At 71.0% G+C, this 15,623-nt stretch carries 14 protein-coding genes; 6 read left to right on the top strand and 8 right to left on the bottom strand.

Annotation, left to right across the window (positions count from 1 at the left end):
- Nucleotides 1–12: 12 nt before the first annotated feature.
- Nucleotides 13–2,523, bottom strand: coding sequence for an RNA helicase (locus H0524_RS15390; protein WP_180199241.1), 2,511 nt, complete (start codon nt 2,521–2,523; stop codon nt 13–15).
- A gap of 70 nt (nt 2,524–2,593) precedes the next feature.
- Nucleotides 2,594–3,295 carry a tRNA (guanosine(46)-N7)-methyltransferase TrmB gene (gene trmB, locus H0524_RS15385; protein WP_180199240.1) on the bottom strand — a complete coding sequence of 234 codons (702 nt, stop codon included), beginning with the start codon at nt 3,293–3,295 and terminating at the stop codon, nt 2,594–2,596.
- A gap of 120 nt (nt 3,296–3,415) precedes the next feature.
- On the opposite strand from trmB, the gene H0524_RS15380 reads away from it, so the two are divergent.
- Nucleotides 3,416–4,066 carry a hypothetical protein gene (locus H0524_RS15380; RefSeq protein WP_180199239.1) on the top strand — a complete coding sequence of 217 codons (651 nt, stop codon included), beginning with the start codon at nt 3,416–3,418 and terminating at the stop codon, nt 4,064–4,066.
- Nucleotides 4,063–4,710: a class F sortase gene (locus tag H0524_RS15375; RefSeq protein ID WP_180199238.1), complete on the top strand. Its 648-nt coding sequence runs from the start codon at nt 4,063–4,065 to the stop codon at nt 4,708–4,710. Before H0524_RS15380 ends, H0524_RS15375 begins: the two co-directional genes overlap by 4 nt.
- A 21-nt stretch (nt 4,711–4,731) precedes the next feature.
- Here the strand turns inward: H0524_RS15375 and H0524_RS15370 are convergent, their stop codons facing one another.
- The 3 genes from H0524_RS15370 to H0524_RS15360 all read right to left on the bottom strand — a co-directional run bounded on the left by H0524_RS15370 (nt 4,732) and on the right by H0524_RS15360 (nt 7,755).
- Nucleotides 4,732–5,601 carry a sulfotransferase domain-containing protein gene (locus H0524_RS15370; protein WP_180199237.1) on the bottom strand — a complete coding sequence of 290 codons (870 nt, stop codon included), beginning with the start codon at nt 5,599–5,601 and terminating at the stop codon, nt 4,732–4,734.
- 213 nt (nt 5,602–5,814) lie between these two features.
- Nucleotides 5,815–6,612 carry an exodeoxyribonuclease III gene (locus H0524_RS15365; protein WP_180199236.1) on the bottom strand — a complete coding sequence of 266 codons (798 nt, stop codon included), beginning with the start codon at nt 6,610–6,612 and terminating at the stop codon, nt 5,815–5,817.
- Nucleotides 6,613–6,834: 222 nt separating this feature from the next.
- Entirely contained in the window at nt 6,835–7,755 is a 921-nt protein-coding gene (locus H0524_RS15360) for a proteasome assembly chaperone family protein (protein WP_180199235.1), read from the bottom strand.
- Between the two features lie 522 nt (nt 7,756–8,277).
- On the opposite strand from H0524_RS15360, the gene H0524_RS15355 reads away from it, so the two are divergent.
- Nucleotides 8,278–9,141: a hypothetical protein gene (locus H0524_RS15355; RefSeq protein ID WP_309225118.1), complete on the top strand. Its 864-nt coding sequence runs from the start codon at nt 8,278–8,280 to the stop codon at nt 9,139–9,141.
- Here H0524_RS15355 and H0524_RS15350 read toward each other — a convergent pair.
- Nucleotides 9,110–9,958 carry an SGNH/GDSL hydrolase family protein gene (locus tag H0524_RS15350; protein WP_180199234.1) on the bottom strand — a complete coding sequence of 283 codons (849 nt, stop codon included), beginning with the start codon at nt 9,956–9,958 and terminating at the stop codon, nt 9,110–9,112. The two genes, H0524_RS15355 and H0524_RS15350, sit on opposite strands and share 32 nt — an antisense overlap.
- A 139-nt stretch (nt 9,959–10,097) precedes the next feature.
- Entirely contained in the window at nt 10,098–10,697 is a 600-nt protein-coding gene (locus tag H0524_RS15345; protein WP_180199233.1) for an antibiotic biosynthesis monooxygenase, read from the bottom strand.
- Nucleotides 10,698–10,915: 218 nt separating this feature from the next.
- Between H0524_RS15345 and H0524_RS15340 the strand changes: the two genes are divergently transcribed.
- Together H0524_RS15340 and H0524_RS15335 are read left to right on the top strand one after the other, a co-directional pair.
- Nucleotides 10,916–11,179, top strand: coding sequence for a DUF6343 family protein (locus H0524_RS15340; RefSeq protein WP_018725563.1), 264 nt, complete (start codon nt 10,916–10,918; stop codon nt 11,177–11,179).
- Nucleotides 11,180–11,344: 165 nt separating this feature from the next.
- Entirely contained in the window at nt 11,345–12,070 is a 726-nt protein-coding gene (locus H0524_RS15335; protein WP_180199232.1) for a PP2C family serine/threonine-protein phosphatase, read from the top strand.
- A 3-nt stretch (nt 12,071–12,073) separates the two neighbouring features.
- On the opposite strand, the gene hrpB is transcribed toward H0524_RS15335, so the two are convergent.
- Entirely contained in the window at nt 12,074–14,641 is a 2,568-nt protein-coding gene (gene hrpB, locus H0524_RS15330) for an ATP-dependent helicase HrpB (RefSeq protein WP_180199231.1), read from the bottom strand.
- Between the two features lie 314 nt (nt 14,642–14,955).
- Between hrpB and H0524_RS15325 the strand changes: the two genes are divergently transcribed.
- Nucleotides 14,956–15,585 carry a GPP34 family phosphoprotein gene (locus tag H0524_RS15325; RefSeq protein WP_180199273.1) on the top strand — a complete coding sequence of 210 codons (630 nt, stop codon included), beginning with the start codon at nt 14,956–14,958 and terminating at the stop codon, nt 15,583–15,585.
- Nucleotides 15,586–15,623: the final 38 nt, after the last annotated feature.

Below are 15,623 nucleotides of genomic sequence, written 5' to 3'. Positions count from 1 at the left end.
CCGGCCGGGGTGTCAGCCGCCGAGCTGTCCGACCTCGGTGATCCGGAGGACCGCCGCGCCCGCCTCATCGGAGGCGGCGAGGTCCACCTCGGCGCTGATTCCCCAGTCGTGGTCACCTTCGGGGTCGTCCAGGATCTGGCGTACGGTCCAGGTCGTGCTGCCCTGCTCGATCAGCAGCAGCGCCGGCCCGCGGGCGTCCGGCCCGATGCCGATCTCCGGGTACTCCTCGAAGTACGGTTCCAGGGCGTCTTCCCAGGCGGCGGCGTCCCAGCCGGCGGCGCTGTCCAGCTCGCCCAGCTCGTCCCAGCGGTGCAGGGCGGCCAACTCCACCCGACGGAACAGGGCGTTGCGGACCAGCACCCGGAAGGCCCGGGTGTTGCGGGTGACCGCCGTCGGCTGGTCGTCCAGGGCGACGGCGACCTCGTCCACGTCGGAGGGGTTGCGCAGCCGCTCCCACTCGTCGATCAGGCTGGAGTCGACCTGGCGTACCAGCTCGCCCAGCCACTCGATGAGGTCGACCAGCTCCTCGGTCTTGGCGTCCTCGGGGACGGTGTGCCGGAGCGTCTTGTACGCGTCGGCGAGGTACCGCAGGACGAGGCCCTCGGACCGGGTCAACCCGTAGAACTGGACGAATTCGCCGAAGGTCATCGCCCGCTCGTACATGTCCCGGACGACGGACTTGGGGGAGAGCTGATGGTCGGCCACCCAGGGGTGCCCCTGGCGGTACATCTCGTAGGCGTTGTCCAGCAGTTCGGCGAGGGGCTTGGGCCAGGTGACCTCGTCGAGCAGTTCGAGGCGGGCTTCGTACTCGATGCCTTCGGCCTTCATCGCGGCGACCGCCTCACCGCGCGCCTTGAACTGCTGCGCGGAGAGCACCTGGCGCGGGTCGTCGAGGATCGACTCGATCACGCTGAGCACATCCAGGGCGTAGGCCGGGGACTCGCGGTCGAGGAGCTCGATGGTGGCGAGGGCGAGGGGCGACAGCGGCTGGTTGAGGGCGAAGTCGAGCTGGAGGTCGACGGTGAGTCGGGCCCGGCGGCCGGACTCGTCCGGCTCGGGTAGTTCCTCGACGACGCCACCGGCCCGCAGCGCCCGGTAGATGGCGATGGCGCGGCGGATGTGCCGGCGCTGGGCGGCGCGGTCCTCGTGGTTGTCGGTGAGCAGGTGTCGCATCGCCGCGAACGCGTCGCCGGGGCGGCCGATGACGTTGAGCAGCATGGCGTGGCTGACCTGGAAGCTGGAGGCCAGGGGCTCCGGCTCGGCCTCGACCAGGCGTTCGAAGGTGGGTTTGCCCCAGCCGATCGACCCCTCCGGCGGCTTCTTCCGGACGACCTTGCGGCGCTTCTTCGGGTCGTCGCCGGCCTTCGCGAGGGCCTTCTCGTTCTCGATGACGTGCTCGGGTGCCTGCACCACGACCCGGCCGAGGGTGTCGAAGCCGGCCCGTCCGGCGCGGCCGGCGATCTGGTGGAACTCGCGGGCCTTGAGGAGTCGGGTCCGGGTGCCGTCGTACTTCGACAGCCCGGTGAAGAGCACGGTGCGGATCGGTACGTTGATGCCGACCCCGAGGGTGTCCGTGCCGCAGATGACCTTGAGGAGCCCGGCCTGGGCCAGCGTCTCGACCAGGCGGCGGTACTTGGGCAGCATCCCCGCGTGGTGTACGCCGATGCCGTGTCGGACCAGCCGGGACAGGGTCTTGCCGAAGCCGGAGGTGAAGCGGAAGTTTCCGATCGCCGCCGCGATCATGTCCTTCTCGGCCCGGGTGCAGACGTTGACGCTCATCAGCGCCTGGGCCCGTTCCAGGGCCGCCGCCTGGGTGAAGTGTACGACGTACACCGGGGCTTCGCGGGTCTCCAGTAGCTCCTCGAGGGTCTCGTGCATCGGCGTCGTGGCGTACGAGAAGAGGAGGGGGACCGGGCGCTCGGCCGTCTGGACGACGGCGGTCGGGCGATCGGTGCGGCGGGTGAGGTCGGCAACGAACCGGGTGGTGTCCCCGAGCGTGGCGGACATCAGGATGAACTGTGCCTGCGGCAGCTCGATCAGCGGCACCTGCCAGGCCCAACCCCGGTCCGGCTCACTGTAGAAGTGGAACTCGTCCATGATCACCTGGCCGACGTCCGCCCGGGTGCCCTCGCGCAGCGCGAGGTTGGCCAGGATCTCCGCGGTACAGCAGATGACCGGCGCATCTGGGTTGACGCTGGCATCGCCGGTGAGCATGCCGACGTTGTCGGCCCCGAACGCCTCGCAGAGCGCGAAGAACTTCTCCGACACCAGGGCCTTGATCGGGGCTGTGTAGAAGGTCGTCCGGTCGTCGGCGAGCGCGGCGAAGTGCGCCGCCATCGCGACCAGGCTCTTGCCGGACCCGGTCGGCGTATTCATGATCACGTTCGCGCCGGAGACGATCTCGATGACCGCCTCCTCCTGGTGCGGATAGAGATCGAGGCCGCGGTCGGAGGCCCAACCGGCGAACGCGTCGTACAGGGTGTCGGGGTCGGCGCTGGCCGGCAGCGCGGCGGTAAGTGTCATGGCGGGGTCCATGGTGCCCCGACCAGCACCGCCCGCGCCAACCGGGCCGGTCATCGGCGTCCCGCCGGGCTTAGCGGCGGTAGTAGATCAGGTCGGCCACCGGTCGGCCGGCAGTCCGGGCGCGGCGTTCGAACTTCGTCACCGGGCGGTGCTCGGGACGGGGCGCGAAGCCGTCGTGCGGGTTCACCAGCCCCGGATCGGCGTCCAGGGTCCGCCGCATCGCGTCCGCGTACTCGGCCCAGTCGGTCGCGCAGTGCAGCGTGCCCCCCGTCGCCAACCGCGAGCGCAGCAGGGCGACGTGATCGGGCTGGATGAGGCGCCGTTTGTGGTGGCGGACCTTCGGCCACGGGTCTGGAAAGAAGACGTGTACCGCGTCGAGTGAGCCGGCGGGCAGAGCGCTGACCAGGTCCAACGCGTCGCCCTCGGCGATCCGAACATTGCTCAGGGAGTGCCGTTCCACCAGGTCGAGGAGGTTGGCGATTCCCGGCGTGTGCACCTCAACCGCCAGATAGTCTCGGTCCGGATCGGCGGAGGCCATCGCCACGGTGGCGTCGCCCATCCCAGAACCGATCTCCAACACCAGGGGCGCCCGGCGCGGGAACAGGACAGCCGGCTCCACCGGCCTGCCGGGCACCTCCGGGACGGTCAGGCCGTACCGCGGCCACAGCTGTTGCAGCGCGCTGGTCTGGCGCGGCGACATCCGGCCGCGTCGCGGGTGAAAGGTCCGGATGCTCCGCGCGGGCGCGGTGGGGTGAGAGTCGGTGAGGGTCACAGCGATCCGAGCGTACGCGAGGACCGCGCCGAATCGGATGTGATGTGCGACGGGGATGTCGGGATTCCCCGTGTGGCAGGCCGGGTGTGCAGGGCAGCCCAGCCGGGTCGGGAGGGGGCTGTGGTGAAGGGGACCCGCGGGGGCCTGGTGGCGACGATCGCGGTCGCGGTCGTCGGCCCGCTGCTCGCGGTCGGGGCCACGAACGCGACGGCTGGGCCGGCGTCAGCCCAGGTGGCGTCGGCCCGACCGGCTGCTGCCGAAGCGGCGTCGGCCTGGTCCTCCCTCGTCGCGGCGTCGACTCCCGAGGGGGCACTTCGCCCGGTGGCCGCGCCCATGCAGCCCGAGGGGCCGAAGCCGTCGACCGTCTTCGTTGAGGTGAGTCCGAGCACGGTGAAGGCCGGCTACCTGGTCTGGATCCGGGCGAGCTGCCGGGACAACTCCATCCCGGCGAACGTCTGGTCCGACGCCTTCGGCCGCGTCCAGGTCAAGCCGGACAATGGGCTGTTGACCGCGACGGCGATGGTGCGGGAACGAACCCTGCCCGGCAGCTACCGGGTCAAACTGGAGTGCCGCGACGGTGAGACCGCGTCAACGATGCTCCAGGTCGTCAAGTCGGTCACGTCCAGTCGTGGCCCGGCCACCGGATTCGGCGGGTCCGCCAGTAACTTCTCCGCGGAGCTGTTGCTGCCGGTCGGGGTCGGGCTGACCGTGGTCGGTCTGGTGGTGTGGCTGGTGTCCCTCCGCCGACTCCGCGGGGCTACCCGCCGATGACCAGGGCCCGTACGGTCCGCACGGCCCGCCGACCGGCGGGCCGGCGTAGCCCGTGGGCCGCGCCGCTCGCCGTGCTGCTGGTGCTGGTGGGGGTCTTCGCCACGGGTGCCGGGCTGGGCCGGACCACCGGCTCACTGGAGTGGGCGAGCACCGCAGACGTGGACCGACCCGCCGGTGGCGCCGGTACGGAACCAGTCACCAGCCAGCCGGTCCGCCTCGCCGTACCCGCGATCGGTGTCGCCGCCCCGATCGCGCCGGTGGGGCAGGCCCGGGACGGCTCGATCGCCGTACCGCCGTTGGAGCGGGCACACGAGACCGGCTGGTACGACCGGGGGCCGGTCCCCGGCGAGCCGGGGCCGGCGGTCATCGTCGGTCACGTTGACACCAGGGATGGTCCGTCGGTCTTCGTTGACCTGCACCGGCTGAGTCCCGGTGACCCGATCGAGGTGACCCGCGCCGACGGCTCGGTTGTGGGATTCCGGGTCGACTCGGTGGAGCGTTTCCCCAAGGACCAGCTTCCGGCCGAGCGGGTGTACGGCGACTCCGGGCCGGCCGGGCTGCGCCTGATCACCTGCGGTGGAGCCTGGGTGGGGGGCCGCACCGGCTACGCCGACAACGTCATCGCTTTCGCCACCATGACGTGAGACCGGGCCCGGTGATCCCGGTCAGGAAACCGCGTCGCGGGCCGGGTAGCCGAGCAGCTCAACGAGATTTCCGGTCGCCGCGGTGAAAGCCGCGTAAACCTCGTCGTCGAAGTGGTTACGCCAGTCGCCGGCCTTGCCCTTTCGGTAGTGGGAAACTTTCCCCGCGGCTTCCCGATCCTTCCGCATCTTGGTGAAGCTGTAGCGGGACAACAGGGCCTCCAGCTCGGTGTCGGGCAGGGTGATCCCGCAGTGCCGCATCAGCTGGTCCACCTCCTCCAGCTGCCGCTCACCGGTCAGGTCCTCGTAGCGGAACAGCCGGAAGGTCTCGGAGCTCGGGGCGACCGCCCACGACCGGAGCTGCTTGAAGAGGTTCCGCTTGGAGTGGCGTTCGATGACGTAAAGTAACCCTTCCTTCATCGGGATTTCCTGCAGTGTTTTCCGTACCTGGAGGATGTCACCCATGGGAGCATGTGAGTTACGCAGCGAAAAGTAGCTTGAAATAACGATATCGCGTGGGTCGCGAATCACGAAGAAGGCGCGATAGGTGCCAGGCTTCGGAATCTTCTTAAAGCGCGGGTAAGAATGAAACAGTGCTAGGCCTGCCCGGCCGGGTGGAATGAGGGGTAGCTTGCGTCGCTTGTAGAATCGCGGGTCGTAGGGGAGTAGCCCGGAGTGGCGATAGACGGTCGGGTCGCTGAACAGGGCTTTGATCCACTGGCTGCCTGTCTTGTGCACGGTGCAGTGGTAGATGTTGTCGAACTCGCACCGACTGACCACCGGGACGAGGAGCCGCTTTCTCGCATTGTGGGCCTCGAGCTCTACGCGGCGTGCCATCCGGCGCGTCAGATTGGGTGTGTGTTGCTTGGTGAACTCTATTGTTCGATTGAGCATTCTCGAAGCCTCATCTGCGCCTTTAAAGGTGGGGGGCTCTGGGCGTATTGTCGGGATGGTGGTGTCGGTTGAATCCCAGGATCTAACCGTTCCCGTCCCGGTGTGTCAAACGTGCCACTAGGAATATCCCCGACGGTCCAATTAAAGTCAATCCTACCCTCGGCGATTGACTGGTAACACAGAGTGTGGCGCGAATTGTCGCCGGCCGGGTACTCAGAACGCCTCCACCACCGGGGCAGGGTCGGCGTCCACGACGATCGGAGCATGGTCGGAGGGGCCCTTACCCTTGCGGGCCTCCCGGTCCACGTATGCGGTCCGGACGACACGGGCGAACGGAGCCGAGGCGTACACCAGGTCGATCCGCATGCCCTTGTTCTGATGGAACATCCCGGCCCGATAGTCCCAGTAGGTGAACGGGTGCGGGCCCTTCATCGGGGTTGGTACGACGTCGGCGAGGCCCAGATCGCGTAGCGCCGCGAGCGCGGCTCGTTCGGCGGGCGTGACGTGGGTGGAGCCGGTGAACAGGGTCGGATCCCAGACATCCGCGTCGCTGGGGGCCACGTTGAAGTCGCCGCACACCACCAACGGCGCATCGCCGGTCAGTTCGCCCTCCAGAGTGTCCCGGAGCGCGCCGAGCCAGGCCAGCTTGTAGGCGTAGTGCGGGTCGTCGGGGGTCCGGCCGTTGGGCACGTAGACCGACCAGACCCGTAGTCCGGCGCAGGTGGCGGCGAGGGCACGGGCCTCCGGATCGGGAAAGCCCGGCTCGTCGGGGAAGCCGAGGGTGACATCGGCCAGGCCGACCCGGGACAGAATGGCGACCCCGTTCCACCGGCCGTCACTGTGGCTGGCGACCGTGTAGCCGAGCGCGCCAACCTCGGCGACCGGGAACGCGCCGTCGGGACACTTCGTCTCCTGGAGGCAGACGACATCTGGGTTCGTGCCCGCCAGCCATTCGATTAGCCGAGGAAGGCGGGCCTTAACGGAGTTGACGTTCCACGTCGCCAGGCGCATGGGTCCCAGCCTGCCCGATCTGTCGCCGACCTGCTGCTCGCCCGGGGCGTGTCGCCGACGGGCCGTCGGGGAGGGCACTCGGTGCCGCTCCCCGTTCCGCGCTCGGTGCCGCTCCCCGTCCCGCGCTCTCGGCGTGGCCCGGCGGGCCGCAGGTGACCGCGCTCGGCGGACCGACCGGGGTCCTGCGGTCAGCTTGGCGTCCCGTCGGCCCCGGCGGCCGGTTCAGCCGCCGGGGTTGTCGTTGGGGCGGGTCTGTTCGGCCAGGAAACGTTCCAACTCGGCACCCAGCTCGTCGGCGGTCGGCAGGGCCTCGGACCCGGTGTTGAGCAGGTTCGGCTGGCCGCGTCCCCGGGTGAAGGCGTCGTACTGCTCCTCCAGCGCCTGGACCAGCGCTGCGGCGTCCTCGGTCTGGGCAACCTGCCGGTCGATTTCCGTCCGCACCGCCTCGGTCGCGGCCCGCAGGTTCTCACAGGGCAGGAGGAGCCCGGTGCTGCGTGACACCGAGGCGAGCAGCACCTCGGCGGCGGCGGGGTACTCGGTCTGCGCGACATAATGCGGCACGTGCGCCGCGAAGCCCAGCGCGTCCCGGCCCTGCTCGCCGAGGCGGTACTCCAGCAGGTGCCCGATGCTGCCCGGCACCTGCACCCGTTGCAGCCATGGCTCGTAGCCCGCGGTGAGTTCACGTCGGGTGGCGTGGGCGGTGACGCCGGTGCGGCGGGTGTGTGGCACCGCCATCGGGATGGCGTTGAGCCCGACGGTCAGTCGGACGTCCAACCGGGCGGAGAGCCCGGCCACGGCGGCGACGAAGCGTTCCCACTGCAGGTCCGGCTCGGGGCCGGTGAGCAGCAGGAATGGGGTGTCGGCGTCGTCGCGGAGCAGGTGCAGCTCCAGGGCCGGCGCGTCGTAGGACTCCCAGTGGTCCTCGACAAAGGTCATCATCGGCCGGCGCGAGCGGTAGTCGAAGAGCTGGTCCAGGTCGAACCGGGCCACCGGCCGCGCGTCGAGCGAGGTGAGTAGTTGCTCGCGTGCCAACCGGGTGGCGTTACCGGCGTCAACGAAGCCGGAGAGCGCCTGGATCAGGACGGGCTGCCCGAGGTCGGGCAGATCGTCGGTGAGTTCGTAGAGCTCGTGTGGGTCGAGCACCGGTGCGGACCTCCCTGGATGTGGCTGTGGGCCGTCCTGCACGAACGGCACCCGGTTGGGGAAACTACCTGCAGTCCCGCGGCATTCCGCCGGGCCCCCGGACCGGGTCCCGGTCCGCGCTCCCGGCCGGGCTGCCAGGATGGGCGTTCGCTGCGCCGGGACGCCCCTGCCGACCGGGGAGGAGCCCGGCGACCGGCGTCAACTCGCCGTACGCCCACCGAGTGGTCAGGCACAGTGGACAGACCGTTCGGTGGCTCGGTGCGGGGGTTGTCCCGGCGAGCTACCTCTGGATACCGCACCACGGAAGGAGGCCGACTTGTCTCCCATCCACCGGATCGGGGCATTTTCTCCGCTCACCCAGCGGACAACATCTGAACGGGTGGGGGCGGCGAAGGCAATGCCCGGCACGCCGCAGCAGCCGCAGGTTCGCCCGTGCAACCTGAACACCATCGTTGACCGCGTGCGCGCCAGCGGTGAAGCTGGCAGGTAGGCCGCCCAGCCACAGACCCCGGGGAGCCCACAGTGACTGATGCCGCGCCCGCCGATGGTCAGCCCGGCGCTCGCCCGCCGCAGACACCCGAGGCGGCCCCGGCCGTCGCGGAGCCGCCAGCCGAGCTGTGGGACCGGATGCGCGAGGACCCGCAGTACGCACCGGAGCACCTCGCCCTGGCAGCAGTGCGCCAACTCGGCCCGGAGGCGGCTCAGTGGGCGCGGCGGGTCCGCGCCGAGCAGTCCGAGATGGTGCCGGAGGAGGACCTGGCCGAGCAGGCGGTTCGCCGATTCGTCAACCACGCCCGGTTCCCCGAGGTGGCCTCCGGAGCACCGGGCCTGCCCGGCCTGGTGATCGACGTGGGTCTCCTCGCCTGGACCCAGGCCCGGATGGTGTTGCACGTCGCAGCCGCCTACGGGCTGGACGCCACGCACCATGACCGCGCCGTTGACCTGCTGGTGTTGCAGAAGGTGCACCAGGCCGCGCACGACGCACGGCTCGCGCTCGGGGCGGCCGCCGGCCGAGAGCGCGCTGATGCGCTCTTCGGTCCTGGCGCCGGCCAGGCCCCGCTCCGTCCGTCCCCGTTCGGTTCGGCCCTGTTCGGTCCGGCCCCGTTCGGTCAGGCCCTGTTCGGTCAGGCCCCGCTCGGCCAGGTGACGCTTCGCCTCGGTGCCCAACTTGCCCAGATGGCCGGTGCGCGGGCCACCAAACGGGTTGTCGCGAAGGTGCTGCCGGGGGTCGCCATCATCCTGGGTACCTGGGCGAGTTCCTCGGCAACCAGGGAACTCGCCGCACGGTCGCGGGCGTTGTACCACCAGCACAGGGGGGTGGGTGGCCGGTGTGATGACACGGGGGACCGCCAATTCAGGCGATGCGTCCCCAGGCTTCCCAGGTGACCTCGGCGAGCCGCTCCTGGCCGGCGAGGTTGGGATGGAACCAGTCAAAGGTGCTGACCAGGTCCAGCGTGAACCGGAGCCGGTGGGCGGCACCGTCGTCGTAGCGGCAACGGGAGCCGTACGCCGCGCAGGCCGCGGCGAGCTGCTCGTTGTAGTCGGCGACGCGTTCGCGTACGGCGTCTCGTCGGGAACGATCCGCCGGGTCGGTGGAGGTCGGATTCTTGAGCAGGGCCGGGCAGATTCCCAGACTCCAGGCCCGTACCGCCCGTTCGTTGGTGTGCCCCACCTCCCAGAGTCGGTACAGGTCCGGAATGCTTACCACCAGCAGCCGCGCCTTCGGCAGCTCCGCACCCAGCACCTGTAGCCCCCGGTCCACCTGACTCCGGAACGTCTCCACCGGGGTCATCGCCGCTACCTCGCCGTGACAGACGTCGTTGGCGCCGATGAGCACGGTGATCCGGCCCGGTCGGTCCCGCGTCGCCTGCTTCGCCTGGCCGGCGAGCGCAGACGCCCGGGCTCCCGCCTGCGCGTGGTTGAACGCCTGCCCACGGATGGCCGGATCATGGTCCAGTAGCCGTCGGTAGTGGCTCTCCATCCGGAGGCTGTTCCCGGTTGACCAGGAGTTGCGTTCGCACGGGGTCACTACCAGGCAGGAACCGAAGCCGGTGCTGATCGAGTCACCGAGGGCGGCGATCCCGCCGGCCTCGGTGCCGGGGGACCCTGGACCGGGGCTGGGTGCTGTGCCGCCGCCGTTTTCGCAGGCGAGTGCAACGAGCGCGAGTAGGCAGAGGACGGCGGTGACCCAGCGTCGAGGCATGGCTTCCCCAGGCGGCCGAGTGGCGGGTGATTGCCTGGGCACTCTATGGGTGCGGTCGGGGTGGTGGTCGGGAGTGTCGGATATGCAGCACCGAACTGCGGCGCGGCGCCAGCTGGCGCGCGGGAACCGCGGTTGGTCCTCATCGTGGGCCGCGGGCGGGAGGCCGGCCGTGCAGCCACCAGGCGAGCGCCTGGGTGATCCGGGGCAGCACCACGTACGTCATCAGTGGTGTCAGCGTCAATGTCATGATCAGCACCCGAGCCGGCACCGGGACATCCGGGATGAGCCAGCCGGTCAGCAGGGTCGCGCTCAGGCTGAGGGGGAAGAACGCCAACCAGATCGTCACCGCCTGCTTCCAACGTGGCGGCGACGGTGGCGGAGCGGTCGGCTCTGCGCTGACCGGCTCGACAGCCTGCCCCCGCCGGGAGAACCAGCCCTCGACCCCGGTCCGGCGTTCCACCTGGGTGTGCTCGACGACGCCTTGCGCTGAGGCCAGCCACCAGTGCCGCTGCGGTGACTCCTCCCAGCGACGCAGCGTCTCGTCGTCGGCGAACCGGTAGAGCATGTGCCACTCGCCGGATCCGGGGGCGCTGCGGATCCATCCGGCCCCGAGAAAGCCCGGAAACGCCTCCGCCAACGCCGTACCGGCGCGCATCCACGCCACCATCTCCTGGGTTCGAGCCGGGTCGGTGCGTCGGGCGACTGAGACGGTCACTGGCATCGGGGGCGTCCTGGTCATGTCTCCATGTTCCTCGCCGAAACCCGGATTGACCGGCGTGCGGTGTGTTGGTGTAACGCGACTAACCCGGGTGGTGAGCCGATTCACCGCGGCCAGCCCGCACGGTCGGAACAACTTCGGCCGGACGTTGCTTCTGGCCGGGGTTGGCTCCTGGTGGGGTGGGCGCTGGCCGGAACGGGCTCCGGGTTAGGCGGGCCCTGGGCGGGTAGGCCCAGGTGATGACGAGATCGCAGCCCCGGCGTGCCCGTGGCACCGTCGGTCACGCCTACAGCGCGCTCAACCTTCGCCTGGTGCTCGCCAGCTTCGGCTTGGTCACGATGGTGGTGTTCGGCGTGCTGGCGTTCCGGGCGGGGGTGGTCTGGCTGGGGGTGGTCTGCGCCCTCTTCGCCGTGGTCGCCGTCGTCGACCTGGTGATCATCCAGCGGCGGCGGGGCGCGCGTCGCCGGGAGGAACCGGGCACCCGGCATTCGCTGTTCGAGTGAGCGGAGTTGGCGATGCCCGCGTCGGCGGGGAGATACCTACGCCGCTGTCCGGCTGAGGCGCCGGCTTTCCGCCGGTGGGCTCGGCAACGGTGAGATTCGCCGCGCCACGCCGGGCCGGGGTGCCTCCTTGAGACAACGGCCTCTTCGCCTGGCAGGCTGCCTCCCATGACCTTGAAGCTGCGTTCGTTCGGCATGAGCGACCGTGGGCTGATCCGGAGTGGGAACCAGGACGCCCTGCACTCAGGTAGCTGGCTCGTCGCCGTCGCCGACGGTATGGGTGGGATGGCCGCTGGTGATCTTGCCAGCTCGATGGCGATCAGTTCGATTGCGCCCATCGACGTGGCGACCCCCGAAGATGAGCTGGTAGCTGCCTTGCAGCGGGCCATTGCGGTGGGGACGGCACGAATTCGGCAGGCCGTCAGTGCCGAGCCGGAACGCCAGGGCATGGGTACCACGCTGACCGCCCTGCTCCTTTCCCGAACGGGCAGCTGCCTCGCGTTGGCCCACGTCGGTGACTCCCGGGCGTACCTGTTCCGCGAGGGCGTGCTCAAACAGATCACCCGGGACGACACGTTCGTGCAGCTCCTCGTTGACCAGGGGGTCATCACCCCGGATGAGGCGAGTAGCCACCCCCGGCGCGCGGTCGTGACCCAGGCGCTGCAGGGCGAGGAGATCTCCCCGGCCTACGCGACGATGGTCCCCTGGGCCGGCGATCGTTGGTTGCTGTGCAGCGATGGGCTGTCGAACGTGGTCCGCCCCGAGACGCTCACCGAGGTGCTCGCCGAATACCCCGACCGGACCGAGTGCGCCCGGAAGTTGATCGACCTGGCGCTGCACGCCGGCGGCCCGGACAACATCACCGCCGTCGTCGCCGACCTGGTGGCGGAGTGAGCCTCAGCGGCGGCGCGGATTGGCCCGCCGGGTCGGTTCGGCGGTCGTCGGATCCACCGGCCAGGAGTGCCGTGGATAGCGCCCGCGCAGCTCCGCCCGCACCTGCGGGTAGCCGGACCGCCAGAAAGACGCCAGGTCCGCGGTGACCGCGACCGGACGCCCGGCGGGGGAGAGAAGTCGTAGTAGGACGGGGACCCGACCAGCAGCGATCCGGGGTGCCTCCGGCCAGCCGAAGGTCTCCTGGAGCCGGACCGCCAACACCGGTGTGGCCGGATCCGTGTAGTCGACGCGGATCCGGGAACCGCTGGGCACCGTGAGTCGTTCCGGGGCGAGTTCGTCCAGGCGGGCCGCGAGTGGCCAGGGCAGCAGGCGGCGCAGCGCGGAGAGCACATCAATCTGGGCCAGGTCGGCCCGCCGCCGTGCCCCGGCCAGCTCCGGCGCGAGCCAGTCCGGCGCCGCCGCCAGCAGCGCCTCGTCGCCCACCTCCGGCCACCCGTCGCCGAGGGCCGTGTGGCAGAACGCCAACCGTTCGCGGAACGCCCGGGCCGCCGGGGACCAGGTCAGCAGCCCCAGCCCGGTACGGCGCAGGCCGGCCACGAGCGCGTTGCGCAGCTCGTCCCGGTGTGGCGCGACGAGCGGGCGTTCCACGAGGTCGAGGGAGCCAAGTCGGACCACCTCCCGAGCCACCACATCCGTCCCGGACCAGGCCACCTCGCGCGCCGTGGTCAGTAGCGAGCCGCCGGCCGCCCGGGCGGCCGCCTCGTCGATCGGAGCCGCCAGTCGGATTCGGGCAGCCGGCGCGCCCGGCGTCCGGTCGGCGACCGCGACCGCCAGCCACACCGCATCGGTCAGCGCCGACCCGGGCGCCAGCGTCGCGGCGGTCCCACCGCTCATCAGGTACGTCGGGTCGCCCGGCCGCCGGATGCGGGCCAGCCGTTCCGGGTACGCCAGGCCAACGACCAGTCCCGCGGCCAGGTCGTCGGGGCGGCTGGGCTCCGACGTCGTCGGTACCGGGCCCCCGGGCAGGGCGGTACGCAGCCGGCGTACCTCGGCTCGCCAGCGGTTGGTGGCGACGGCGTCCGTTCCGGAGCGAAGCCGTCGCAGCGCGGCGGTGAGGTCGTCCCGGGTGCCGGCGATCCCCTCCTCGGCGAGGAGGGCGACCACCTCGGCCGCGCGGTCCGGGCCCAGCTGGGCGGCACCGTCGATCAGGGCGCGGCCCAGCCGGGGGTGCGTGCCGACCGCGGCGATCGCCCGGCCGCGGCTGGTGACCCGCCGATCGGCGTCAAGCGCGCCGAGTGCGACCAGAGACTCCTGGGCCACGGCGAGCGCGGCTGGCGGCGGCGGGTCCGGCAGCGCGAGGCCGTGTCCGTCCGGCGTGCCCCAGGCCGCGATGTCCAGCGCGAACCGGGTGAGGTCGGCGGTGGCGATCTCTGGCTCCGGCTGTGCGGCGAGTCGCTCGTGGTGCGCAGCCGACCAGCAGCGGTACACCTGCCCCGGGCCCTCCCGGCCGGCCCGACCGGCCCGCTGGGTGGCGGCGGCCCGGGACACCGGGACGGTGACCAGCGCGCCCAGCCCGCGGGCGAGGTCCGTACGCGCGACGCGGGCCAGCCCCGAGTCGACGACCACCCGTACCCCCGGCACCGTCAGGCTGCTCTCGGCGACCGATGTCGCCAGCACCACCCGCCGACGGTCGCGGTCGGAGCCGGCGCGGGGTGCGGCGTCGGACCCGCCGAGCCGGGACGGTTGCGCCCGCAACACGGCGTCCTGCTCCGCTGGGCGCTGCCGGCCGTGCAACGGCAGGACCGCGACCTCGGCGGGCAGGCCGGCCAGTCGGGCGCGGATGGCGGCGATCTCTCCCGTGCCGGGGAGGAAGACCAACACGTCGCCGTCGTGCTCGCGTAGGGCCCGCCGGATGGTGGCCGCGACATGGTCGAGTAGCACCGGATCCACCCGGCCACCGCCGGCGGGGAGGACCGGGCGGGGCGGCGGTGCCCAGATCCGGGTCACCGGGTGCGCCGCCGCTGACGCCTGCACCACCGGTGCGGGCGTGCCACCGCCGAGCAACGCGGCGACCCGATCCGAGTCGGGGGTGGCCGACATGCCGAGTAACCACAGCTCCGGGCGGAGCGCGGCCCGCGCCTCCACCGTGAATGCGAGCGCCAGGTCGGCGTCGAGCTGCCGTTCGTGGATCTCGTCGAGCAGGACGGCGCTGCTGCCGGTCAGCTCCGGGTCGCGCTGCAGCCGGCGGACCAGCAGGCCGGTCGTCACCACCTCGATCCGGGTGCCTGGTCCGACCCGGCGATCGCCCCGCACCGCGTACCCGACCCGCTCGCCCACCCGTTCGCCGAGCAGCGCGGCCATCCGGCGGGCAGCGGCGCGGGCGGCCATCCGGCGGGGCTGCGCCACCAGCACCCGGCCGGTCACCTCCTCGGCCACGGCGAGCGGGAGCAGCGTGGTCTTGCCGCTGCCCGGCGGCGCAACCAACACCGCGGTGCCGGTAGCGTGCAGCGCCGCCAGCACCGCGGGCACCACCGGCCGGACCGGCAGGTCAATGGGGGCTTCGGAGAACACGGCAGGAGTGTCCCACCGTCGGTGGGTCGGGCGCCGCGTACCCCGTCAACGCCGGAGGGCGGTACGCCAGGCCGGTAGTACTTGCACCGTAAAGCTCGGAAACTGTGCGACTGCCGCGATGTGCGCGAGCTGGTCGGCCATTCGGTCACGGCGTTCGGTCAGGCTTGCGGTCACCCTCCGAATCCGGCACGGCAAGATTCCCAGCTCGCATGAATACGGAGTGCAACCCTTCTAATTGGGAGTTGCAGTTACGCGCGGTGCAATGCATCCTTGCCCAGTTGCGATCACTGTGGATGACAGGTGGGAGGACCGGGTTGCTGGTCGCCGACGAATTCTTCCTGATCGCTCACAATGATACCCGGGGTAGGCCGAAGCTGCACTCGTCCGCCACCGGCCTCGGGCTGGCTGGCTGCCTCCTCAGTGAGTTGCTCCTCGGCGGACATATCACTGTGGCCGGTGGTGATGTTTCGGTCCTCAATACCCGGCCGCCCTCCGATGCACTCGCCCATACCGTGCTGGACCAGCTGGTCGGCGAGGCGCAACACCGGTCGGTGCGCATCTGGCTCAGTTTCCTCGCTCAGAGTGCCGCCACCTCGGTGGGGGAGCGGCTGTCCCGGGCGGGCGTGCTGCGTCGTCAGGAGAGCCGGCGACTGCTGCGCAGCAAGGTCGGCTACGTCCCGGTGGATCCGAACGCGGCAGCCTGGCCGGCGACCCGCCTGCGGGTGCTGCTGGAGCGGTCGGACCCACCACCGACCCTCGCTGACGCGGTGCTACTCGGGCTGATCGGTGCGGCGGGCCTCACCCGGGAGGTGCTGTGGAGCGTCGGGCCCCGAGCCGAGCACCGGTTCACCGAACTGGTCGCCTCGCTGCCCCCGCCATTGAAGGAACTGGCGACGCAGACCGAGGCCGCTGTCGGGGCGGCGGTGCTGCGCGGTTCCCTGTGATCGCGAAACAACATCCCTCGTGTCCCTAAACCGGAGTG

The sequence above is a fragment of the Salinispora sp. H7-4 genome (assembly GCF_013416675.1).
In the GTDB taxonomy this organism is placed as follows: domain Bacteria; phylum Actinomycetota; class Actinomycetes; order Mycobacteriales; family Micromonosporaceae; genus Micromonospora; species Micromonospora vitiensis.
The sequence above is the reverse complement of the archived record's forward strand: the minus strand, read 5'-3'. Positions and strand labels throughout refer to the sequence as shown.

Bases quoted from the DNA above. Each gene is read 5' to 3' on its own strand.
- H0524_RS15365 (WP_180199236.1), bottom strand. From the start codon at position 6,612: ATGCGCCTGGCGACGTGGAACGTCAACTCCGTTAAGGCCCGCCTTCCT.
- H0524_RS15375 (WP_180199238.1), top strand. From the start codon at position 4,063: ATGACCAGGGCCCGTACGGTCCGCACGGCCCGCCGACCGGCGGGCCGG.
- H0524_RS15345 (WP_180199233.1), bottom strand. From the start codon at position 10,697: ATGACCAGGACGCCCCCGATGCCAGTGACCGTCTCAGTCGCCCGACGC.
- H0524_RS15335 (WP_180199232.1), top strand. From the start codon at position 11,345: ATGACCTTGAAGCTGCGTTCGTTCGGCATGAGCGACCGTGGGCTGATC.
- H0524_RS15370 (WP_180199237.1), bottom strand. From the start codon at position 5,601: ATGCTCAATCGAACAATAGAGTTCACCAAGCAACACACACCCAATCTG.
- H0524_RS15350 (WP_180199234.1), bottom strand. From the start codon at position 9,958: ATGCCTCGACGCTGGGTCACCGCCGTCCTCTGCCTACTCGCGCTCGTT.
- H0524_RS15340 (WP_018725563.1), top strand. From the start codon at position 10,916: ATGACGAGATCGCAGCCCCGGCGTGCCCGTGGCACCGTCGGTCACGCC.
- H0524_RS15390 (WP_180199241.1), bottom strand. From the start codon at position 2,523: ATGACACTTACCGCCGCGCTGCCGGCCAGCGCCGACCCCGACACCCTG.